Source organism: Micromonospora sp. C28SCA-DRY-2 (assembly GCF_030519475.1).
In the GTDB taxonomy this organism is placed as follows: domain Bacteria; phylum Actinomycetota; class Actinomycetes; order Mycobacteriales; family Micromonosporaceae; genus Micromonospora.
On the sequence record NZ_JAUMKD010000001.1, the window covers coordinates 698,964 to 720,179 of the forward strand.

A 21,216-nucleotide genomic window follows, 5' to 3' on the forward strand; every position below is an offset into this window, starting at 1 on the left:
TGCGTGCTCAGAGCGCGTCGAGCCCGCGCTCGCCGGTACGGACCCGGACGACCTCCTCGACCCCGGTCACCCAGACCTTGCCGTCGCCGATCTTGCCGGTCCGGGCGGCCGCGACGATGGCGTCCACGATCTTCTCGACGTCCATCTCGTCGGTGAGCACCTCGACCCGGATCTTGGGCAGGAACTCGACCGTGTACTCGGCACCCCGGTAGACCTCGGTGTGCCCCTTCTGCCGGCCGTAGCCCTGGACCTCGCTGACGGTCAGGCCGGCCACCCCGAGGGCGTGCAGGGCCTCCTTCACCGCGTCCAGCTGGTACGGCTTGATGACCGCGGTCACCAGCTTCATGTCCAACCCCTCCATCCCAGGAACGTTATCCGCCGACCTTCTCGTCCACCGGCTCGGACGCCGGCTCGGACGCCGGCTCGGCGGGCGCCGCCACCGGCTTGGCGGCGCCCGCGGTCGCGCCCGGGGAGCCGATCCCGGCCAGCGCGAACGCGCCGCCGGTGCTGCCGCCGGCCGGGGAGAGGTCGTAGCCGCTCTCCGCGTGCTCGGCGATGTCGATGCCCTCGACCTCGGCCTCGGGCCGGGCCCGGAAGCCGATCGTCTTCTCGATGGCGAAGGCGAGCAGCCAGGCGATGCCGAACGACCAGACGCTGACGATCAGGCCGGCCAGGGCCTGCCGGCCGAGCTGGGTCAGGCCGCCGCCGTAGAAGAGGCCGTCGGAGGCGCCGACCACGTCGGAGATGGCCGCGTTGACCGAGTTGGTGGCGAACAGGCCGAGCCAGAGCGAGCCGATCCAGCCGCCGACGAAGTGCACCCCGACCACGTCGAGCGAGTCGTCGTAGCCGAGCTTGTACTTGAGGCTGACCGCCAGCGCGCAGACCGCGCCGGCGACCAGGCCGAGCAGCACGGCCGCCCACGGGGCGATGAAGCCGCAGGCCGGGGTGATGGCGACCAGGCCGGCGACGGCGCCGGAGGAGGCGCCCACCATGGTCGGCTTCCGGTCCTTGATCCACTCCACCGCGATCCAGCCGAGCAGCGCGGCCGCCGTGGCGAGCTGGGTGTTGAGGAAGGCGAGACCGGCCACCGAGTCGACGGTCAGCTCGGAGCCGGCGTTGAACCCGAACCAGCCGAACCAGAGCAGGCCGGCGCCGAGCGCGACCAGCGGGATGTTGTGCGGCTTCATGCCCTCCCGCGGCCAGCCGAGCCGCTTGCCCAGCACCAGCGCCACCGCCAGGGCGGCCGCACCGGCGTTGATGTGCACGGCGGTGCCGCCGGCGAAGTCGAGCGCGTGGATGTCGCCGCCGATGATGCCGCCGCCCCAGACCCAGTGGGCGACCGGGAAGTAGACAAGGGTGGCCCAGCCGAAGGCGAACAGCAGCCAGCCGGCGAACTTCGCCCGGTCGGAGATCGCGCCGCTGATCAGCGCGACGGTGATCACCGCGAAGACCATCTGGAAGGCCATGAACACGTACAGCGGGACGCCGATGCCGCTCGGGTTCTCCGCCGTCGCGCCCCACAGGTCGGTCTCGGCGAGGAACGTCTTGGTGCCCAGGTAGGCGGCCGGGTCGCCCCAGAAGCCGTTGACATCGCTGCCGAAGGCGATGCTGAAGCCGTAGAACCACCACAGAACGGAGATGAGCCCGATCGCGGAGAAGCTCATCATCATCATGTTGAGTACGCCCTTGGCCCGGTTGAGGCCGCCGTAGAACAGCGCCAGTCCGGGCGTCATGAGCAGCACGAGCGCGGTCGACACCAGCAACCAGACGGTGTTGCCGGAGTCAATCGTCGGTGCTTCAGGCACGCTGGCCTCCTAACGGTGAAGTTCCCTCCTTCACGGCTTCCGGGGCAGCGTCGCCCGTACGCCGGATGCGCGGAAGCCTCGTCGCTGGCTGTTTCCTCCAGCGTCACCCGTCGATTTCCGTACCGTGACGGCTTGTTTCGGACGTGTGAAGAGAACCTCACCGCCGCGGCCGGCGGCGGGAGCGAAAGGGACGGGACCGGCGGAACCGGTCAGCGCAGGGCGTACTCCAGGGCGTTCCGCTCGTAGTCGAGCAGCCGCAGGTCACGCATCGGCCGGCGCAGGTGGCCCTTGTGCACGATCCGGACGAACGCCGGCTCGCCGGCCGCGGCCATCCGGCGGATCCCCTCCACGTGGTCGACGATCCGCTTGCGGATGGTCCGGATCAACCGGTGCCGGTCGCGCGGGATCAGCCCGTACGCGTCGGCGAAGAGGCGCAGCCGGCGCGGCCGGTCGGGGTGCTTCCAGCCGAGCGTGATCGAGTCCCGGTCGGAGAAGATCGGCACCCAGGTCCAGGCCGCGTACGCCACGTCGTAGATCCGGGCGCCGGGCGAGGCGAGGTCGAAGTCGATCAGCCCCAGGGTGCCGTCCGGCCGCCAGATCACGTTGTGCGGGGCGGCGTCGTGGTGGCAGATCACCTCGGTGTCCGGCGGCGGCGGCCCGAACGAGCGCCAGACCGCCCCCTGCGGCGGGACGAAGCCGTACTGGGCGTCGTGGAACATCCGCAGCATGGTGGCGACGGTCACCAGCGCCTCGTCGGTGACCCAGTGCGGGGCGAGCGGGTACTCCCCGCACTCCCCCTCCAGGTACGACAGCACCTCCCGGTTGCGCTCGTCCATGCCGAGGGCGCGGGGTGCGCCGGTGAAGCCGACGTACTCCAGGTGCCGCAGCAGGGCGTGCACGCTCGGCGTCCAGGGCCCGGCGTTGCGCCGCACCGTGTCGCCGACCCGGACCACGGTGCTGACGTTCCCGCCGTGCAGCGGGATCTCCTGCGAAGTCACGTACGGTCTCCCGAGGCGTGGCGCCGGGTGGCTGGGGTCGCGCCACCCCGCGTAGGCGCGATCGTCAGTCGTCACTTCGAGGTTACGCGTCCCGTCCGGGGGCTTCAGTGCCCAGCAGCGCGTCGACGAACTGCGCGGGGTCGAACGGGGCCAGGTCGTCCGGCCCCTCGCCGAGCCCGACCAGCTTCACCGGGATGCCCAGCTTGCGCTGCACGGCGATCACGATGCCGCCCTTGGCGGTGCCGTCGAGCTTGGTCAGCGCCACGCCCGTCACGTTGACCACCTCGGTGAAGACCCGCGCCTGCTCCAGGCCGTTCTGGCCGGTGGTGGCGTCCAGGATCAGGATCGTCTCGTCGATCGGGCCGTGCTTCTCCACCACCCGCTTGACCTTGCCGAGCTCGTCCATCAGGCCGACCTTGTTCTGCAACCGCCCGGCGGTGTCGATCAGCACGGTGTCCACGCCGGCGTCGATGCCGCGCTTGACCGCGTCGAAGGCGACGCTGGCCGGGTCGGCCCCCTCCGGACCGCGGACGGTCTCCGCGCCGACCCGACCGGCCCAGGTCTCCAACTGGTCGGCGGCGGCGGCCCGGAAGGTGTCGGCCGCGCCGAGGATCACGCTGCGGCCGTCGGCGACCAGCACCCGGGCGATCTTGCCGCAGGTGGTGGTCTTGCCGGCGCCGTTGACGCCGACCACCAGCAGCACCGCCGGGCCGCCCTCCTTGGGCGCGGTGTGCAGGGAGCGGTCCAGCGTCGGGTCCAGGGCGGTGACCAGCTCGGTGGCGAGCAGCGCGCGCAGCTCCTCGCCGGACCGGGTGCCGAGCACCCGGGTGCGCTCGCGCAGCCGGTCGACGATCTCCCGGGTGGCGTCGATGCCGACGTCGGCGGTGATCAGGCTGTCCTCGATCTCCTCCCAGGCGTCCTCGTCCAGCCGGTCCCGGCTGAGCAGGCCGAGCAGGCTCTTGCCGAAGACGTTCTGCGAGCGGGACAGCCGGGACCGCAGCCGCACCAGCCGCCCGGCGGTCGGCTCGGGGACCTCCAGCACCGGCGCCGGGGCCTCGACCACCGGCGGCTCCACCAGGATGCCGGTGGACAGGTCGGCCTCCGGCGCCACCACCGGCGGGCCGGCGAGTTCCTCCTCCGCCCGGGTCCGCACCTCCTGCTCCGGCAGGGGCGGCTCCGGCCGCCGGCGCAGCCGCGGCACGACCAGCCCGATGGCACCCAGGATCAGCACGCCGAGCAGGGCGAGGGCGATGAGGAGGTATTCCGTCATGCCGAAATCCTGTCAGATGGCGGCGACGGCGTCCCAGCCACCGCACCCCGTGGGCCGCATCCGCCGGCGGTAGGCTCGGCCACAGCCAGCAGTGGTGCGACCGCCGGCGGGGTAGTAAAGAAGAAGTCCGCTCACCTCGGAGGTCCACCATGCCCGCGGCGCACCTGCTCATCGGCCCACTGCTGCGGCGGGTCGTCGGCACGCGGGCCACCGTCTGGGTCGAGACCAGCGCGCCCGCCGTGGTCACCGTCCGCACGGCCGACGGCGCCGGCGGCACCGCGCCCACCTTCTCCGCGTACGACCACCACTACGCGCTGGTCGTGGTGGAGGGGCTCACCCCGGGTGCGGCGACCCGCTACGAGGTGCTGGTCGACGGCGAGGTCGTCTGGCCGGTGCCGGAGAGCGGCTTCCCGCCCAGCGTGATCCGCACCCGGGCCGCCGACGACCGGGACCAGCCGGTCCGGCTCATCTTCGGCTCCTGCCGGGAGACCACCCAGCACGCCACCACCCGGCGGCTGCCGCCGGACGCGCTGGACGCGTACGCCCGGCGGTTGATGGCCGACCCCGACCCGGCCGCGCTGCCCGACCTGCTGGTGCTGCTCGGCGACCAGGTGTACGCGGACGTGACCTCGCCCACCGTGCGGCGGCTGCTGAAGCGGCGCCGGCGCCGGCCGAAGGACGCCCCCCGCGACCAGGTGGTGAGCTTCGACGAGTACACCAAGCTCTACCTGGAGTCCTGGCGGGATCCGGAGATCCGCTGGCTGCTCTCCACCGTGCCGAGCGTGATGATCTTCGACGACCACGAGATCATCGACGACTGGAACACCTCCGCGTCGTGGCGGGCGGACGCCCGGCGGCAGCCCTGGTGGGCGGAGCGGATCGGCAGCGGGCTCGCCTCGTACTGGGTCTACCAGCACCTGGGCAACCTCTCCCCGGACGAGATCGCCGCCGACCCGGTCTTCGCCAAGGTGACCGCCGCCGAGGACGCCACCGGCGTGCTGCGCGAGTTCGGGCACCGGGTCGACCAGGAGAGCGACCTGGCGCACGACACCGAGCGCTGGCGCGCGGTGCAGTACCAGTGGAGCTACGCGCTCGACCTGGGCCGGACCCGGCTGGTGATGCTGGACAACCGGTGCAGCCGGGTGCTGGAGCCGGGCCAGCGCGCGATGCTGCCACCCGGCGAGTGGTCCTGGTTCCTCGACCAGGCGCACGGCGTCTACGACCACCTGGTGGTGGGGGCCTCGCTGCCCTGGCTGCTGCCGCCGGGCATCCACCACGTGGAGTCCTGGAACGAGAAGCTGGCCGACTCCCGCCGGCGCTGGGTGGCCGGCCTGTCGGAGAAGCTGCGCCGCGGGCTCGACCTGGAGCACTGGGCGGCGTTCCGCCGGTCGTTCGACGCGCTCGGCGCGCTCTTCGCCCGGCTCGGCAGCGGCACCCCGGGCGCCACCGGGGAGCGGGTCGGCGCCGGTCCGGCGTACGCGCCGCCCGCCTCGATCAGCGTGCTCTCCGGTGACGTGCACCACTCGTACGTGGCCCGGGCCCGGTTCGACGACCCGGCGGTGGCCACCCCGGTGCACCAGCTCACCTGCTCCCCCATCCACAACCAGGTGCCGGCCGGGATGCGCCCGCTGATGCGGCTGGGCTGGTCGGCCGGGCCGGCCGGGGCCACCCGGGCGCTGGCCCGCTCGGCCGGGGTACGCCGCCCGGCGCTGCGCTGGCGGAAGCTGGCCGGCCCGTACTTCGGCAACGCGGTGGCCACGCTGGTGCACGACGGCCGCACGGCCGAGGTGACCATCGAGGGCACCACCGCCGACGGGCACCTGCGGCCGGTGATGCGGCGCCGACTCACCGACGCCGGTTGATGGTGGCCTTACCCTCTACGGCGTGGACGACGAGCTTCCGGAGCCGCTGCGGGCGGTCGAGCACGAACTGACCGTGCTGCTGCGCCGCGGGCGCGCGGTCTCCTGGGAGATCGCCCGGGAGGTGCACCCCAACCTGGAGCCGAACGCGTACGGCCTGCTGCTCTGGCTGCGCCGGTGCGACTCGATCCGGCTCACCGACCTGGCCGCCCGGCTCGGCATCGGCAAGGGCACGCTGAGCCGGCAGATCAACGGGCTGGAGGCGTTGGGCCTGGTCCGCCGCGACCCGGACCCGACCGACCGGCGGGCCGCCCAGCTCAGCCTCACCGACCAGGGGCGGCAGCGGTTCGACGCGGCCCGGTCGGCCCGGCTGCGGCAGTTCCGCCGGACGCTGGAGGACTGGCCGGCCCGGGACGTCGAGGAGTTCGCCCGGCTGCTGAGCCGGTTCAACGAGATCCCGCTCTGAGCTGACCCCGGGGGCCGGGAACAAAGCCTCCCCAGGCAGAGTTGTTGCTCTGGGCAACGAAGGCATACGGTTGCCCGGGGCAACGCCCCACCAGACTTCCCTCGACTCCCTGCCGGAGGCAGCCACGATGAGCTCCGCGCCAGCGCCCGCCCGGGCGACCGCCGTCGACATGACCCACCGGCAGGTGCTGGAGGCCCTCTCCGGCCTGCTGCTGGGCATGTTCGTCGCGATCCTCTCCGGCACCGTCGTCTCCAACGCCCTGCCGAGGATCATCACCGAGCTGGGCGGCGGCCAGTCCGCGTACACCTGGGTGGTCACCGCGGCGCTGCTCGCCACCACCGCGACCACCCCGATCTGGGGCAAACTGGCCGACCTGACCAACAAGAAGGTCCTGGTCCAGATCGCCCTGCTGATCTACGTGGTCAGCTCGGTGCTGGCCGGGCTCGCCCAGGACACCGGGCAGCTGATCGCCTGCCGGGTGCTCCAGGGCGTCGGCGCCGGCGGCCTCACCGCGCTGGCCCAGGTGATCCTGGCCACCATCATCGCCCCGCGCGAACGCGGCCGGTACAGCGGCTACCTGGGCGCGGTGATGGCGGTGGGCACCATCGGCGGCCCGCTGATCGGTGGCGTGATCGTGGACACCTCCTGGCTCGGCTGGCGCTGGTGCTTCTACGTCGGGGTGCCGTTCGCGCTCGCCGCGCTGGTCGTGCTCCAGAAGACCCTGCGCCTGCCGGTGACCAGGCGGAAGGCCACCATCGACTGGTGGGGCGCCACGCTGATCACCGCCGCCGTCTCGCTGCTGCTGATCTGGGTCTCGCTGGCCGGCGACTCGTTCGCCTGGGGCTCCTGGCAGACCGCCGTCATGGTGGCCGGCGCGCTGCTGCTCGGCGCGCTGGCGATCCGGGTCGAGCAGCGGGCCGCCGAGCCGATGATCCCGCCGCACCTGTTCCGGTCCCGGACCATCACCCTGGCCACGGTCGCGAGCATCGCTGTCGGTGTCGGGATGTTCGGCGCCTCGGTCTTCCTCAGCCAGTACTTCCAGATCAGCCGGGGGCAGAGCCCGACCATGTCCGGCCTGATGACCCTGCCGATGATCCTCGGCCTGCTGGTCTCCTCCACGGTCACCGGGCGCCTGATCACCCGCACCGGCCGCTGGAAGCGCTACCTGGTCGCCGGCACGGCGCTGCTCACCGTCGGCTTCGCGCTGATGGGCACGCTCCGCGCCGACACCAGCTTCGTCCTGCTCGCCGGCTACATGGCGGTGATCGGCGTCGGGCTCGGCATGAGCATGCAGAACCTGGTGCTCGCGGTGCAGAACACCGTCGGCACGCACGAGCTGGGCGCCGCCAGCTCGGTGGTCGCCTTCTTCCGCAGCCTCGGCGGGGCGGTGGGCGTCGCCGCGCTCGGCGCGGTGCTGGCGCACAAGGTCAACGACTACCTCGTCGAGGGGCTGACCGCGCTGGGCATCCCGACCGCCCGCTCGGGCGGCGGGGGCGCGCTGCCGGACGTGCACACCCTGCCCGCTCCGATCCGGGGCGTGGTGGAGGCCGCGTACGGCCACGCGGCCGGCGACATCTTCCTGGTCGCCGCCCCGTTCGGGCTGATCGCCCTGATCGCTGTCTGCTTCATCCGGGAGGTGCCGCTGCGCCGGCACACCGGCGACCCGGTGGACGCCGAGATCGAGCAAGAATCGACGGTGGCGGCCGGAGCCGGAGCCGCTGTGATCAAGACCGGAGAACGGAGCTGACGTGACCGTCGACGCCCCTCGGGAACGGGAGGACTACGGCCCCCGCACCCGTCCGCTGCCCTTCGAACGGGGCACGGACGGGCCCCGGGTGGTGCTGGTGGGCGTGGACGGCACCCGGACCTCGGAGCGGGCCGCCTGGTACGCCGCCGGGCTCGCCCGCCGGCAGGGTGCCGCCCTGGTGGTGGTGCACGTCCGCCCGACCGCCGGGCTCACCGCCCTGGTGCCCGGGGTGGACGCCGGCGCGCTGGAGCGCTGCCACGACGAGCTGACCGAGGAGCTGCGCCGGGAGTGCCGGCGCGGCGCCGAGGAGCTGGGGCTGCCGGTGACCTTCCTGTCCCGGCGCGGCGACGCGTACACCGAACTGCGGACCGCGGCCGACGAGTTCCGGGCGGACCTGGTGGTGGTCGGCGCGTCCGAGCAGGCCGGGCACCGCCTGGTCGGCTCGGTCGCCACCCGCCTGGTCCGCGCCGGCCGCTGGCCGGTCGTCGTGGTGCCCTGATATCCGGTCGCGGGTGTCGGACCCGCCGAGCAGGATGGCCGGCATGACCTGGAGAGCACCGGAGATCGTCCGGACCCCCGAGCCCTACGTCGGCGACGAGCGCACGATGCTGGAGGGCTGGCTCGACTACCACCGGCAGACCCTGCTGCTCAAGTGCGCCGGGCTGACCGCCGAACAGCTGCGCACCCCGAGCGTCGAGCCCTCCGGGCTCACCCTGCTCGGCCTGGTCCGCCACCTGGCCGAGGTGGAGGCCTGGTGGTTCCGGGAGAACTTCGCCGGCGAGAAGGTCGACTACCCGTACTTCACGCCGGACAATCCGGACGCCGACCACGACGTGCGCGACGCGGACGCCGAGGCCGACTTCGCCACCTTCCACCGGGAGGTGGAACTGGCCCGGGCCGCCGCCGCCGGCCACTCGCTGGACGAGACCTTCACCGAGGTCGGGCCGAAGCGCCGGACCTTCAACCTGCGCTGGGTCTACGTGCACATGATCGAGGAGTACGCCCGGCACAACGGCCACGCCGACCTGATCCGGGAACGCATCGACGGCGTCACCGGCGAGTGACAGTTGCCGGCCGCCCGTCGCCGGCCGACCCGGTCGGGGCGGGCCTTGCGGGCCGGGCGGCGCGCAGCAGGTGCTCACCGAGTGGGGTCAGCGCGTGCCGCACCGCCGAGCCGGCACGGTGCGTGGTGATCAGTCCGGCCGAGCGCAGGGTGGCCGCGTGCTGGCTGGCCGAGGCGATCGAGATGCCGAGCGTCCGGGCGACCTGCGAGGTGCTCGGGCCGCCGACGATCGCGCCCAGCACCGCCGCCCGAGTCCGGCCCAGCAGGTCGGCGAGCGGCTGGCCGGTGGTCAGCTCGCGCCGGGTCGGCCGGATCGGGTAGGCCAGCACCAGCGGGCCGTCCGGGTCGTCGAGGACGCACGGCTGCGGCAACAGGTAGGACGGCACCAGGGTGACACCACGACCGTCCGGCACAACGTCCAGATTCGTGCCGAAGGCGCATTCGTACGACAGCCGGTAGGTCGCGCCGGACGACGTCCAGTGCAGGTACGGGCTGAGGTCCCGCAGCACCCGGTCGATCCCGGCGTCCACCATGGTGTGCCCGCGCGCCGCCCGGTCGGCGTGCACCGCCGCCAGGATCGTCGGCCAGTACGGCCCCACCGCGACGGCGTGGAAGGCACCCATCGCCGCACGGAGCCGCTGCCGCGCGACCGGGTCGCCGGCGGCGAGGGGGGCGACCCGGGGCGGAATGTCGCCGGCCTGGATCCGGGCTCGCAGTTCCGCGTCCAGCGTCGCCGCCGGGGTGGCGGCCACCGCGTCCAGTGCGGCGGTGACCTCGGTGGCATGGCCGGTCGGGGTGAGGAAGTCCGGCAGCCAGTGCGGCAGTCGGCACAGGTCCAGCAGCGGCCGCATCCCGGGCCGCAGCGCCGCGCGCGTGCGCGCCTGCCACGCGGCGAGATGCTCCGGGCCGCCGGGCCGGAAGACCCGCTGCCCCGCCGCGGCCACCTCCAGCAGCACCGACGGCGTCGACCGCACCACCGTGCGGCTCAGATCCGACGCGTTCAGGTGCAGGGTCAGCATCCGCTGACGCTAACCACCTTCGGCCGTACCCGAAAGGGGTGGAGTCGCCGCCCGCGCGCCCCCGACGCTGCCGGCATGAAGACGATCGTCGCCGCGACCACCGCGGCCGTCACCGCCCTCACCGCCACCGTCCCGCTGCCCGCTCCCGGGCACGGGCGCCCCGACTCGTACGTGGTGTCCGCCGAGCCGGGGGTGCGGCCCGAGGGCATCGCGGTGACCCGCACCGGCACCATGTACGTCACCAGCGTCTCCGACGGCGCTGTCTACCGCGGCCACGTCCACGACCGGGAGCTGCGTCCCTTCCTGCCCGCCGGCACGGACGGCCGGACCGGTGCCGCCGGAGTGCGCCTGGACCGGTGGGGCCGGATCTTCATCGCCGGCTGGGACACCGGCACGCTCTTCGTGTACGCCCCGGACGGCACGCTGCTGGCTCGCCGGCCGGCGGGCCCCGGTGCCGCCCTCAACGACCTGGTGGTCACCGAGGACGCCGTCCACGTCACCGACTCGGCCACCGGCGTGCTCTGGCGCGCCGACCTCGACGGTGCGCAGGTCGGCGACCTCACGCCGTGGCTCACCCCGGCCGACTTCCCGGCGGCCCCCGGTTTCCTCAACGGCATCGCCGCCACCGCCGACGGCCGGCTCGCGTTCGTGGCCGACCAGGGCACCGGGGTGCCGGGCAGCGAACGGCTCCACCGGGTCGACCTGGGCCGCCGGACGGCCACCGTGGTCCCGGTGACCGGCGGGCAGTTGGGCGCCGACGGGCTGCTGCTGGAAGGGAACCGGCTCTACGGCGTGGTGAACTTCCCGGACGGGCAGCACGGCTGGCTCTTCGCGGTCAACCTCGCCCTGCTCGGCCCGGACGGGCGGACCGCCCGGGTGGTACGGCAGTCGCGGCCCGCCCCGCTGGCGCAGTCGCCGACCACCATCGCCCGCGACGCCGACCGGCTGCTCTGGGTCAACAGCCAGCTCAACGCCGCCGCACCGACGCCGCCGTTCACGGTGACCGAGGTGCCGGGACTCCGCTGACCGGCCCCGTCCGGCCCGGCGGCAGCACGGGGTGCCGCCGGGCCGGACCGGCCTCAGTACGCCAGCGCCGCCCGCAGGTAGCGCAGGTCGCCCGGGCCGGTCCAGCGGTACGCCGACAGCCCGGCCGCCCGGGCGCCGCGCACCGACCAGTCCTCGTCGTCGACGAAGAGCACCCGGTCCGGCGGGGTGCCCACCGCCTGGCAGGCGGCGTGGAAGTACTCCTTGGCCGGCTTGTTCACCCCGAGCCGGTACGAGTTGACCACCGTGTCGAACTCGCCCGTCAGGTCGAGCGCGGCCAGGTCGGCGTCGAGCAGGTCGGTGGCGTTGGTGGCGAGGCCGACCGGAAGCCCGGCGGCGCGCACCTCGCGGAGGAAGTCGAGCACCTCCGGGTCCACCTCGCCCCGGTAGCGCTGCCACTGCTCGACGGCGGCCCGGGCGCGCTCCGGCCCGCCGGCCGGCCCGGCCAGCGCGTCGGCCACGCTGGTCATCCAGTCGGCGTGGCTGACCTGGCCGGTGAGCACCGGCTGGAGCCGGCCCCACTGCATGGCGATCTCGCTGAGCACCCCCTCGGAGAGGCCGTACTCCCGCTCCACGCCGGCGGCCACCGCCGGGTCCCAGCGCCGCAGCACGCCGTCGAAGTCCACCAGCAGCGCCGTCGCGCGTTCCCGAGCCACTCAGTTCTCCTCGCCGCGGCCGTGCCGCTCGTCGTCCCCGTCGGCCCGGCTGAGCCGCTGGCTGATCACCTGGGTGACACCGCTGCGCATGGTCACCCCGTAGAGGGCGTCGGCGACCTCCATCGTCCGCTTCTGGTGCGTGATGACGATCAGCTGACTCTTCTCCCGCAACTGTGCCAGCAGCGTGATCAGCCGTCCCAGGTTCACGTCGTCGAGGGCCGCCTCCACCTCGTCCATGATGTAGAACGGGCTGGGCCGGGCGCGGAAGATCGCCACCAGCATGGCCACCGCGGTCAGCGACCGCTCGCCACCGGAGAGCAGCGACAGCCGCTTGATCTTCTTGCCCGGCGGTCGCGCCTCCACCTCGACGCCGGTGGTCAGCAGGTCGTCCGGGTCGGTGAGCACGAGCCGCCCCTCGCCGCCGGGGAAGAGCACGGTGAACACCTGCTCGAACTCCCGGGCGGTGTCGGCGAACGCGCTGGCGAAGACCTCCAGGATCCGGTCGTCGACGTCCTTGACCACGGTGAGCAGGTCCCGCCGGGTGGCCTTGAGGTCCTCCAGCTGCTCGGAGAGGAACTTGTAGCGCTCCTCCAGCGCGGCGAACTCCTCCAGGGCCAGCGGGTTGACCTTGCCGAGCAGGGCCAACTCGCGTTCCGCCTTGGCGGCCCGCTTCTCCTGCACCGGCCGCTCGTAGCGGACCGGCTCGGGTGCCGGCCGGCCCTCCTGCTCGGCCAGCGCGAGGTCCGCCTGGGTGGGCGGGACCGGCTGGTTCGGGCCGTACTCGGCGACCAGCGTCTCCACGTCCAGCCCGAAGTCCTCGGCGGCCTTCGCCTCCAACTGCTCGATGCGCAGCCGCTGCTCGGCGCGGGCCACCTCGTCCCGGTGCACCTGGCTGGTCAACCGCTCCAGCTCGGCGCCGAGCCGCTTGGCGGCGCCGCGTACCTCGGACAGCTCGGCCTCGCGGGCGGCGCGCTCCCGCGCCACCGCGTCGCGGTGCTCCTCGGCCGCCGCGATCGAGACGGTCAGCCGGGTGAGCGCCTCCCGGGCGCCGCCGGCGACGGCCCGGGCGATCCCCGCGCCGCGGGTCCGCGCCGCCCGCCGCGCCGCCGCGCGTTCCCGCGCGGCCCGCTCGGCGGTGGCCTGGCGCCGCAGCGAGTCCGCCCGTCCGGCGATCGAGGCCACCCGCTCCTCGGCGGTACGCACCGCGAGCCGGACCTCCATCTCGTTCTGCCGGGCCTGCGGCACCATCGCGGCGAGCTGGTCCCGCTCCTCGGTGGACGGCTCGGCGTCCACCGGGGTCTCCTCGGCCAGCCGCAGCCGCTCCTCCAGCTCGGCGAGGCGCAGCAGGTCCTGCTCCCGGGCGGCCTCGGCGCGGGCCCGGGACTCGCCCAGGCGCTCGGTCTCCGCCTTCGCCGAGCGGGCGGCCGCGCCCAGCTCGGCCAGCCGGCGGGCGGCCGCGTTGCGCTGCCCCTCCGCCTCCCGCTTCGCCGCGGCGGCGTGCTGCACGGTCTCCTTCGCGGCGGCCACCTCGGCGCGCGCGTCGACCAGTTGCTCGCGCAGTTCGGCGCTGGTCCGTTCGGCGGCGACCCGGTTCGCCCGGGCCTCCTCGACCGCCGCCTGCACCTCGATGAAGCTGGGGGCCTTGGCCGAGCCGCCGGCCGCCGCGTACGCCCCGACCACGTCGCCGTCCGGGGTGACCGCGCGCAGCTCGGGGTTGCCGGCGGCCACCTCGGCGGCCGCCGCCAGGTCGTCCACCAGCACCACGTCGCGCAGCGCCCGGTGCACCGCCGGGCGGATCTCGGCCGCGCACTCCACCAGGTCGGGCGCCCAGCGCGCGCCGTCGGGCAGCTTCGGCCGCAGGGCGTCGGCGGGCCCGTCCATGCCCGGCCCGGCGGGGCTGCCCACCAGCAGTCCGGCCCGGCCGGCGTCGGAGATCTTCAGCAGCCGCATCGCCTCGACGGCCTCGTCCACCCCGGTCACCGCCACCGCGTCGGCGAGGCCGCCGAGCGCGGCGGCGAGGGCGGCCTCGTGTCCGGGTGCGACGGTGAGCAGCCCGGACAGGCTGCCCAGCAGGCCGGGGACCTGGTCGGCGCGGGCCAGCAGGGCGCCGGCGCCGTCCTTGCGGCGCAGGCCCAGGGCGAGCGCCTCCTCGCGGGCCTTCCAGGTGGCGGCGTCCTTCTCCGCCGCCCGCTCCGCGTCGGTCAGCGACCGGACGGTGGCCTGCACCCGCTCCAGGGCGGCGACCGCCTCGGCGTGCCGGGCGTCCAGGTCGGCGTTGTCCCGGTCCGCCTCGGTGGACTCGGCGGCGACCGCGTCCAGGTCGGCCTGGGCCCGCTCGGAGCGGGCCAGCGCGTCGGCGTGCGCGGCGGCGAGCCGCTCGATCTCCTCACCGGCACTGGTGGTCCGGGCGCGGGCCGAGTTCACCTGCCCGGTGAGCCGGGCCAGCCCCTCCCGCCGGTCGGCGATCGCCTTCGCCGCGGCGACCAGTTCCCGCTCGGCGGCGGCGAGCTGGCGCTCCAGTTCCTGCCGGTGCTCGACCGCCTCGGCGAGCCGGATCTGGTCGTCGGTGAGCGCCGCCCGCAGCTCCTCCTCCTGCTCGCGGACCCGCTCCGCCTCGGCCTCCAGCTGGTCCGGGTCACGGCCCGGCCGCTCGTCGTCCGGGGTGGCGCTGAGGTGGCGCAGCCGCTCCCGGGCGAGCTGCTCGATCGAGCGGAACCGCTCCTGCAACGCGGAGAGCTTGTACCAGGTGTCCTGCGCGGCGGCGAGCAGCGGGGCGTCCTCGGCCAGCGCCGCCTCCAGCTCGCCGAGGCGCCGCTGCACCTCGGTGTGCTCGGCCTCGACCTGCTCGCGCCGCTCGCGCAGCGCGGTCTCGTCGGCGATCTCCTTGTCCAGGGTCGCGCGCAGCGTGGCCAGGTCGTCGGCGAGCAGCCGCAGCCGGGCGTCGCGCAGGTTGGCCTGGATCGTGGCGGCCCGCCGGGCCACCTCGGCCTGCCGGCCCAGCGGCTTGAGCTGGCGGCGCAGCTCGGCGGTCAGGTCGGTGAGCCGGTTGAGGTTGGTCTGCATCGCGTCGAGCTTGCGCAGCGCCTTTTCCTTGCGCTTGCGGTGCTTCAGGACGCCGGCCGCCTCCTCGATGAACGCCCGGCGGTCCTCCGGCTTGGCGTGCAGCATGCCGTCGAGCCGCCCCTGCCCGACGATGATGTGCATCTCCCGGCCGATACCCGAGTCGGAGAGCAGCTCCTGGATGTCGAGCAGCCGGCAGGAGTTGCCGTTGATCTCGTACTCGCTCTCCCCGGAGCGGAACATCCGGCGGGTGATCGACACCTCGGTGTACTCGATCGGCAGCGCGCCGTCGGTGTTGTCGATGGTCAGCGTCACCTCGGCGCGACCCAGCGGCGCCCGGCCGGCGGTGCCGGCGAAGATGACGTCCTCCATCTTGCCGCCGCGCAACGCCTTGGCGCCCTGCTCGCCCAGCACCCAGGCGATGGCGTCGACGACGTTGGACTTGCCGGAGCCGTTCGGGCCGACCACGCAGGTGATCCCCGGCTCCAGCTTGAGCGTCGTCGCGGAGGCGAAGGACTTGAAGCCCTTCACCGTCAGGCTCTTGAGATACACCTTCTCGATCCTCGTCCGGTGGCCGCCGTACCGTCGCCGGCTGCGCGGACCTGGGTGAACCCGCAGACTAACCCGGAGCCGGGTACGGCGCGGCACCTGACCCGCCCCCACCGTTTCCGCGGCGCCCGGTAATCGCCGAAGACCGGTTCACATCCGGGCCCGCCGGAGCTGTTTTCGCCCGGCCCCGGAGGGTCGCAGTTTCGCGAACCCGGTCAGTTACAAGATCGCTTTATGCGCCCACGGAAAAGGGAGCGGACAGAGTTGCGCGCCGGCACAAATGTGTCGGCGCGCTTTTTCGCGTGGTGCGATTCAGTTTTCCCGGCTCGAGACTCAGGTGAGCGCCGGCTCGGCCAGCCGGAGCAGACCGTCCGCCTCGGAGGCGGCCGCCGCGAGCCGATCGTTCTCGGCACGCACCCGGGCGAGCTCGAACTCCAGTGCCTGAACCCTGGCACGCAGTCGGGTGACCTCGTCGAGCAGGCGCCGGTCGGGCGCCGCACCTACGTGGCCGTAGAGGGCCTTCGCCATGTTGACTCCTTGATATGCGCTGCCGGAAAGGCCGGCCAACGCGCGCCCCTGTGTTCGCGGCTGTCATTCCAACTGTTCTTGGGCATGACCGGGCGCGACTGGCGACACCTATATATTGAGCCGATACCCCCCCCTTCGTCAAGTTCTCGCAGGCCGTAGATCATCTCCACGTCGACCTGTCCACTTGCCGGGGGGCCGCCACAAGGCGCAGACACGCTCTGTCCGGACACCTTTACTGTACGCCTCGGTTCCCGGGAACTCCCTACCCGGACGCCCGACTTCCCCTTAACTCTTTCTTAGCCACGTTGCCGCTGGTCGAGGCCGCCCCGTACCGTCACCCCGGCCCGCAACCGACCCGTGGAGGCTACGGCGTGTACGGATGGACCGACCCGAACGATCCGGATGGCGCTCAGCGGCGCCCCGAGCCGCCGGTCGACGAGCCGGCCTGGCTGACCGACCGTCCGGCGCCCCGGTCGTCCTACCTGTTCGGCGACGAGCCGGCGCAGCCGGTCGACGACCGGCACCAGGAACCCCCGACCGGCGCGTGGCACGGCGAGCAGGCGTACGGCCCGGTGGACCAGCCGTACGGGGACCAGCCCACCGAGCGGTGGCAGCCGGGCGCCGACCGGGACGCCGCTCCGCCCGGCGGTATCGGCTGGCGTGAGCAGCCGGACGAGGGCTGGCGTACCGACCCGGGGTGGCACCGCGACCAGCCGACCGAGCAGTGGCGGCCCGGCGAGGCGTGGCACGGCGACCAGCCGGCCGGCACCTGGCAGCAGGACCGGCCCACCGAGCGGTGGGCGGCGACGCCGGACGCCGGCTGGCACCGGGACGAGCCGGCCGACCGCTGGGGCGGCGACCAGGCCACCGGCGAGTTCCACCCGACCGGCGGTTACCCGGCGTTCGCCGGTGACACCGACCTCGGCGCGCACCGGGAGGCCGGGGCCGGGCAGGAACCGGCCGACGGCCGGCACCGGGCCCGCCGGTTCCCCCGGCCGGCGCTGATCGGCGGCGCCGCCGCGGCGGCCACGCTGGTGGTCAGCCTCGGCGTCGGTGCCGTCGCGCTGGGCGGTGGCGGCGACGAGCGGCCGGACACCACCGCGACCGGTGACGACACGGTGGCCGCCGCGCCCTTCGACGCCGGAGCGGAGTCGCCGGCCGACGCGCTGGCCGCACCCACCCCGGGTGCCACCCCGACCCCGACGAAGCCCACCCCCTCCCCGACCAAGGTGACCAAGCCGAAGCCGGCGCCGGCGCGGACCACCGCGCCCTCGCGCCGGTCGCCGGAGCGCAGCACCGCGCCGGCCGGCGGCGCCGGTGTCGCCCCCGGCGGCACCGTCAGCAGCCAGGCCCGCGAGGTGGTCAACCTGGTCAACGCGGAGCGGGCGAAGGCCGGCTGCCGGGCGCTGGGCATCGACGACAAGCTGATGACCGCGGCCCAGCGGCACAGCCAGGACCAGGCCGACCACCAGGACATGTCGCACACCGGCAGCGACGGCAGCGACGCCGGCGACCGGCTGGACCGGGTGGGCTACGCCTGGCGTACCTACGGCGAGAACGTGGCCTGGAACCAGAAGACCCCGGCCGCGGTGATGGACGCCTGGATGAACAGCCCCGGCCACCGGGCCAACATCCTCAACTGCGCCTTCACCGAGATCGGCGTGGGCGTGGCCAGCAGCAACGGGCCGTACTGGACGCAGGTCTTCGCCGCGCCGCGCTGAAGCACGAATCGTGGTCGGGTCCGTGCTCGTTTGACCGGGTGAGGTACGCCGGAGGGGCGTACCGGCTCGGGCGGTGGGATGCCGCCCGCGACCCGGGAGTTGCCGATGCGGATCCGGCCGCGTGCGCGCGCCGCCGGGCGTGGCCTGCGCCGGGCGCTGCCGGCCTGCCTGGCGCTCGTGCTGGCGATCCCGCTGTACGGCTGCCGGGTCGAGCTGGCCCGGCCCGGCGCGCCGACCACCTGGCCGGCCGAGTCGGTCCGCCGCTGGCAGTGGCAGTGGCAGCTCACCGGGGCGCTGGACCCGGGTGTGGACGCCGACGTGTTCCTGCTCGACCCGGTGACCACCACGGCGGCGCAGACCGCCGAGCTGCGCTCGCGGGACCGCCGGTTGATCTGCCAGGTGCACGTCGGCTCGGTACTGCCCACCGATCCGGACGCGGACCGCTTCCCGCCGGGGGTGCGCGGCACCGCGTCCCGCCGCCCGGACAGCCGCTGGCTGGACGTCCGGCAGTGGGACACGCTGCGGCCGGTGCTGGCCGACCGGTTCCGGCTCTGCCGGGGCAAGGGGTTCGGCGCGGTGGCCCTGGCCGACGCCGACGGCTACGCCCACCGGTCCGGCTTCCCGCTGGGCTTCGACGACGCGCTGCTGTTCAACCGGCGGCTGGCCGAACTGGCCCGCGCGCTGGACCTCTCCCCCGGCCTGCTCGGCAACACCGAGCAGGTGGCCGCGCTGGCGCCGGACTTCGACTTCGCGGTGGACGAGGAGTGCGTACGGCTGCGCCGGTGCGCGAAGCTGCTGCCGTTCGCCGAGGCGGGCAAGCCGGTCTTCCACGTCGAGTACACCGGCACGACCGAGGACTTCTGCGTGGAGACGGTCGGCTACGGCTTCGCCTCGATCCGCAAGGACCGCGACCTCGACGCCTGGCGGGTCTCCTGCCCCGTGCTGTGACCAGCCGGCACGCTGACCGGCCGTCGCGCTGAGCGGCGTTCGCCCCGGCCGGCGCGTAGCTCCGAGCGGCCGGTCGGGCTTGCGCCGCCGTGCCGGGCGGGCCGGTCGGCGCGGCAGGGCCGGACCGCGTGGTGCGGTCCGGCCCGGGAGCGCGGTCGGTCAGCGGACGCCGACCAGCTCCGGCGCGGGGGCCGGCGGGTCGGCCGGGGTCGCCGCGGGGCGCTGGCGCAGGAAGCGCGGCGCCCACCAGTTGGCGTCGCCGAGCATGGTCATCAGCGCCGGCAGCACCACCGCGCGGATGATCGTGGCGTCCAGCAGGATCGCCGCCGCCAGGCCGATGCCGAGCTGCTTGAAGTCGATCATGCTCAGCGTCGCGAAGATCGAGAAGACCCCGACCATCACGATCGCCGCGCTGGTCACCACGCCGGCCGACGAGGTGATGCCGTACGCCACCGCCTCCCGGTTGGGCATGCCGGCCCGGATGCCCTCGCGGATCCGGCTGACCACGAAGACGTGGTAGTCCATCGAGAGCCCGAAGAGCACCACGAAGAGGAAGAGCGGCAGCCAGGCCACGATCGCGCCCATCGAGGTGAAGCCCAGCAGGCCCTCCGCCCAGTCGCCCTGGAAGACCAGCACCAGCAGGCCGTACGCGGCGCCGGCGGAGAGCAGGTTGAGCAGGATCGAGCTGAGTGCGATGACCACCGAGCGGAAGGTCAGCACCATCACCAGGAAGGTCAGCACCAGCACGAAGCCCACGACGATCGGCAGCTTGTCCCGGACGTGCTGCGCGTAGTCCTCGCTGCCGGCGATGTCGCCACCGACCGCGTACTCCACCCCGGGGACCCCGCCGAGCGTCGCCGGGACCAGGTCGTCGCGGAGCCGGTCCAGCGACTGCCCGGCCTTGGCGTCCCGGCTGGTGTACGGGGTGGCGACGGTCAGCACCGACACCCGCCGGTCGTCCGACACCCGGATCTTCGGGCCGTCCGCCTCGGTCGGCGCGAAGAGCGGGTCGGCCGACGCCCGGGCGGCCAGCTCGGTCAGCGCCGCCGACACCCGGTCGGCCTCGGCGGCCGGCGCCCGGACCGCCACGGTGTGGCTGGTGCCGTTGCTCGGGAAGGCCGCGGTGAGCCGGTCGTACGCCTGCATCGCCGCGGTGCTGCGCGGCACGTCCTCCATGCCGGGGAACTTCAGCTTCATGTCGAGCGCGGGCACGGCGAGCGCGAGCAGCAGACCCACCGAGATCACCAGGGTGGCCACCGGGGCACGCAGCGCGGGCTTCAGCACGGCCGGCCAGAACCGGGGCTTCGCGGGCTCGCCGTGCCGCCCGGTACGCGGCGCGGTCAGCCGCCACAGCAACGGCACCCGGGGCCGGTCGACCCAGCGCCCGAGCTTGGCCAGCAGGGCCGGCAGCACGGTCAGCGAGCCGGTCACCGCGACCGCGACCACCAGGATCGAGCCCACCGCGAGGGAGGAGAAGACCACGTCACCGGCGAGCAGCAGCCCGGCCATCGAGATGATCACGGCGAAGCCGGAGACCACCACGGCGTGCCCGGAGGTCTCCGCGGCGATCTCCACCGCGTCCAGGCCCGAGCGGCCCTTGGCCCGCTCCTCCCGCTCCCGCCGCACGTAGAACAGCGAGTAGTCCACCCCGACCGCCATGCCGATCAGCAGGATCACGCTGGCCGTCGTGTCGGTCGCGGGCACCAGGTGCGAGGCGAGGGTGGAGAGCCCCATCGCCGCGGCCACCGAGGAGAGCGCCAGCAGCACCGGCACGCCGGCGGCGATCAGCGCGCCGAACGCGATGATCAGGATGGCCAGGGTCACCGGCAGGCTGAGCAGTTCGGCCCGCTTGAAGTCCTTGCCGAGCGTGTCGTCCAGCGCCTTGTTGATCGACGGGCCGCCGACCTGCTCGATCCGCAGCTGCGGGTGCCCGTCCTGCACCTGGGCGGTGGCGTCGCGCAGCGGCTGCACCCGGTCGGCGGCGGTCTCCGGGTCGCCGGACATGGTGATCGGCAGCAGCACCGCGGAGCCGTCCCGGGCCGGCATCGGCTCGCCGACGGAGGCGACCCCGGTCACCGAGCGCAGCCGGGCCGCCGCGTCGGCGGCCGCCGCCTGCGCGGCGGTCTGGTCGAGCATGCCGCCGCGCGGGGTGATGAGGATGTTCTCCGTGGCCGGGTCGTCGAAGTTCCCGGCGTCCACGATCACCCCGGCCCGGCCGGACTCGCCGATGGCCTGGTCGGCGGAGGTGGCCTCGTTGAGGCCGGCGGCGCTCCCCCCGACGAAGCACACCGCCACGAACACCACCCACATCGCGACGGCCCGCCACGGATGTTCCGCGCTCCAGCGTGCCAACCGCACCGTCACCGGTCTTGCCCCCATCACGGGTCCCCCTGTCACGTCAACCCCCTGTCAACGGGGCTGACGCTATGGGCGCGACGGGGTCGGTACATCAGGGAACGGCCCCGGTCCGGCCCGGAACCGGT

Annotated in this window: 17 protein-coding genes; 8 read left to right on the top strand and 9 right to left on the bottom strand. The window is 74.0% G+C overall.

The features are described 5' to 3' along the window. Positions 1-7: 7 nt before the first annotated feature. From Q3W71_RS03150 to ftsY, 4 genes are all read right to left on the bottom strand, one after another. The gene (locus Q3W71_RS03150) at positions 8-346 is read right to left on the bottom strand and encodes a P-II family nitrogen regulator (protein WP_170839442.1); all 339 of its coding nucleotides are present in this window, start codon (positions 344-346) and stop codon (positions 8-10) included. Positions 347-371: 25 nt separating this feature from the next. Further along, positions 372-1,805 carry an ammonium transporter gene (locus Q3W71_RS03155; RefSeq protein ID WP_302917750.1) on the bottom strand — a complete coding sequence of 478 codons (1,434 nt, stop codon included), beginning with the start codon at positions 1,803-1,805 and terminating at the stop codon, positions 372-374. A gap of 209 nt (positions 1,806-2,014) precedes the next feature. Further along, positions 2,015-2,878 carry an aminoglycoside phosphotransferase family protein gene (locus Q3W71_RS03160; protein WP_302917751.1) on the bottom strand — a complete coding sequence of 288 codons (864 nt, stop codon included), beginning with the start codon at positions 2,876-2,878 and terminating at the stop codon, positions 2,015-2,017. Between the two features lie 7 nt (positions 2,879-2,885). Then, positions 2,886-4,073: a signal recognition particle-docking protein FtsY gene (ftsY, locus tag Q3W71_RS03165; protein ID WP_302917752.1), complete on the bottom strand. Its 1,188-nt coding sequence runs from the start codon at positions 4,071-4,073 to the stop codon at positions 2,886-2,888. Between the two features lie 149 nt (positions 4,074-4,222). Between ftsY and Q3W71_RS03170 the strand changes: the two genes are divergently transcribed. The 5 genes from Q3W71_RS03170 to Q3W71_RS03190 all read left to right on the top strand — a co-directional run bounded on the left by Q3W71_RS03170 (position 4,223) and on the right by Q3W71_RS03190 (position 9,209). Further along, positions 4,223-5,935, top strand: a complete 1,713-nt coding sequence (locus tag Q3W71_RS03170; RefSeq protein WP_302917753.1) for an alkaline phosphatase D family protein — start codon at positions 4,223-4,225, stop codon at positions 5,933-5,935. 22 nt (positions 5,936-5,957) lie between these two features. Further along, entirely contained in the window at positions 5,958-6,398 is a 441-nt protein-coding gene (locus Q3W71_RS03175) for a MarR family winged helix-turn-helix transcriptional regulator (protein WP_302917754.1), read from the top strand. Positions 6,399-6,525: 127 nt separating this feature from the next. Beyond that, positions 6,526-8,145, top strand: coding sequence for an MDR family MFS transporter (locus Q3W71_RS03180; RefSeq protein WP_302917755.1), 1,620 nt, complete (start codon positions 6,526-6,528; stop codon positions 8,143-8,145). A 1-nt stretch (position 8,146) separates the two neighbouring features. Next, positions 8,147-8,644, top strand: coding sequence for a universal stress protein (locus tag Q3W71_RS03185; RefSeq protein WP_302917756.1), 498 nt, complete (start codon positions 8,147-8,149; stop codon positions 8,642-8,644). Positions 8,645-8,687: 43 nt separating this feature from the next. Then, entirely contained in the window at positions 8,688-9,209 is a 522-nt protein-coding gene (locus Q3W71_RS03190) for a DinB family protein (RefSeq protein ID WP_302917757.1), read from the top strand. Here Q3W71_RS03190 and Q3W71_RS03195 read toward each other — a convergent pair. Continuing rightward, positions 9,196-10,227: a helix-turn-helix transcriptional regulator gene (locus tag Q3W71_RS03195; RefSeq protein ID WP_302917758.1), complete on the bottom strand. Its 1,032-nt coding sequence runs from the start codon at positions 10,225-10,227 to the stop codon at positions 9,196-9,198. The two genes, Q3W71_RS03190 and Q3W71_RS03195, sit on opposite strands and share 14 nt — an antisense overlap. A gap of 75 nt (positions 10,228-10,302) precedes the next feature. Here Q3W71_RS03195 and Q3W71_RS03200 point away from each other — a divergent pair, with 75 nt between their 5' ends. Beyond that, the gene (locus Q3W71_RS03200; protein WP_302917759.1) at positions 10,303-11,253 is read left to right on the top strand and encodes an SMP-30/gluconolactonase/LRE family protein; all 951 of its coding nucleotides are present in this window, start codon (positions 10,303-10,305) and stop codon (positions 11,251-11,253) included. A gap of 53 nt (positions 11,254-11,306) precedes the next feature. Here Q3W71_RS03200 and Q3W71_RS03205 read toward each other — a convergent pair whose 3' ends face one another. The 3 genes from Q3W71_RS03205 to Q3W71_RS03215 form a co-directional block, all read right to left on the bottom strand. Then, on the bottom strand, positions 11,307-11,927 hold the full coding sequence (locus Q3W71_RS03205; RefSeq protein WP_302917760.1) for an HAD-IA family hydrolase: 621 nt from the start codon (positions 11,925-11,927) through the stop codon (positions 11,307-11,309). Further along, on the bottom strand, positions 11,928-15,539 hold the full coding sequence (gene smc / locus Q3W71_RS03210) for a chromosome segregation protein SMC (RefSeq protein ID WP_302917761.1): 3,612 nt from the start codon (positions 15,537-15,539) through the stop codon (positions 11,928-11,930). A gap of 330 nt (positions 15,540-15,869) precedes the next feature. Further along, positions 15,870-16,064: a hypothetical protein gene (locus Q3W71_RS03215; RefSeq protein WP_302917762.1), complete on the bottom strand. Its 195-nt coding sequence runs from the start codon at positions 16,062-16,064 to the stop codon at positions 15,870-15,872. Positions 16,065-16,435: 371 nt separating this feature from the next. Between Q3W71_RS03215 and Q3W71_RS03220 the strand changes: the two genes are divergently transcribed. Together Q3W71_RS03220 and Q3W71_RS03225 are read left to right on the top strand one after the other, a co-directional pair. Further along, a complete protein-coding gene (locus Q3W71_RS03220) occupies positions 16,436-17,785 on the top strand; it encodes a CAP domain-containing protein (protein WP_302917763.1) in 1,350 nt (449 codons plus the stop codon). 105 nt (positions 17,786-17,890) lie between these two features. Further along, positions 17,891-18,733, top strand: coding sequence for an endo alpha-1,4 polygalactosaminidase (locus tag Q3W71_RS03225; protein WP_302917764.1), 843 nt, complete (start codon positions 17,891-17,893; stop codon positions 18,731-18,733). 159 nt (positions 18,734-18,892) lie between these two features. On the opposite strand, the gene Q3W71_RS03230 is transcribed toward Q3W71_RS03225, so the two are convergent. After that, positions 18,893-21,112 carry an MMPL family transporter gene (locus Q3W71_RS03230; protein WP_302917765.1) on the bottom strand — a complete coding sequence of 740 codons (2,220 nt, stop codon included), beginning with the start codon at positions 21,110-21,112 and terminating at the stop codon, positions 18,893-18,895. Between the last annotated feature and the right edge of the window lie 104 nt (positions 21,113-21,216).

Coding starts and splice junctions, on each gene's coding strand:
- ftsY (WP_302917752.1), bottom strand. CDS start 4,073: ATGACGGAATACCTCCTCATCGCCCTCGCCCTGCTCGGCGTGCTGATC.
- Q3W71_RS03200 (WP_302917759.1), top strand. CDS start 10,303: ATGAAGACGATCGTCGCCGCGACCACCGCGGCCGTCACCGCCCTCACC.
- Q3W71_RS03150 (WP_170839442.1), bottom strand. CDS start 346: ATGAAGCTGGTGACCGCGGTCATCAAGCCGTACCAGCTGGACGCGGTG.
- Q3W71_RS03170 (WP_302917753.1), top strand. CDS start 4,223: ATGCCCGCGGCGCACCTGCTCATCGGCCCACTGCTGCGGCGGGTCGTC.
- Q3W71_RS03190 (WP_302917757.1), top strand. CDS start 8,688: ATGACCTGGAGAGCACCGGAGATCGTCCGGACCCCCGAGCCCTACGTC.
- Q3W71_RS03180 (WP_302917755.1), top strand. CDS start 6,526: ATGAGCTCCGCGCCAGCGCCCGCCCGGGCGACCGCCGTCGACATGACC.
- Q3W71_RS03195 (WP_302917758.1), bottom strand. CDS start 10,227: ATGCTGACCCTGCACCTGAACGCGTCGGATCTGAGCCGCACGGTGGTG.
- Q3W71_RS03230 (WP_302917765.1), bottom strand. CDS start 21,112: ATGGGGGCAAGACCGGTGACGGTGCGGTTGGCACGCTGGAGCGCGGAA.
- Q3W71_RS03225 (WP_302917764.1), top strand. CDS start 17,891: ATGCGGATCCGGCCGCGTGCGCGCGCCGCCGGGCGTGGCCTGCGCCGG.
- Q3W71_RS03215 (WP_302917762.1), bottom strand. CDS start 16,064: ATGGCGAAGGCCCTCTACGGCCACGTAGGTGCGGCGCCCGACCGGCGC.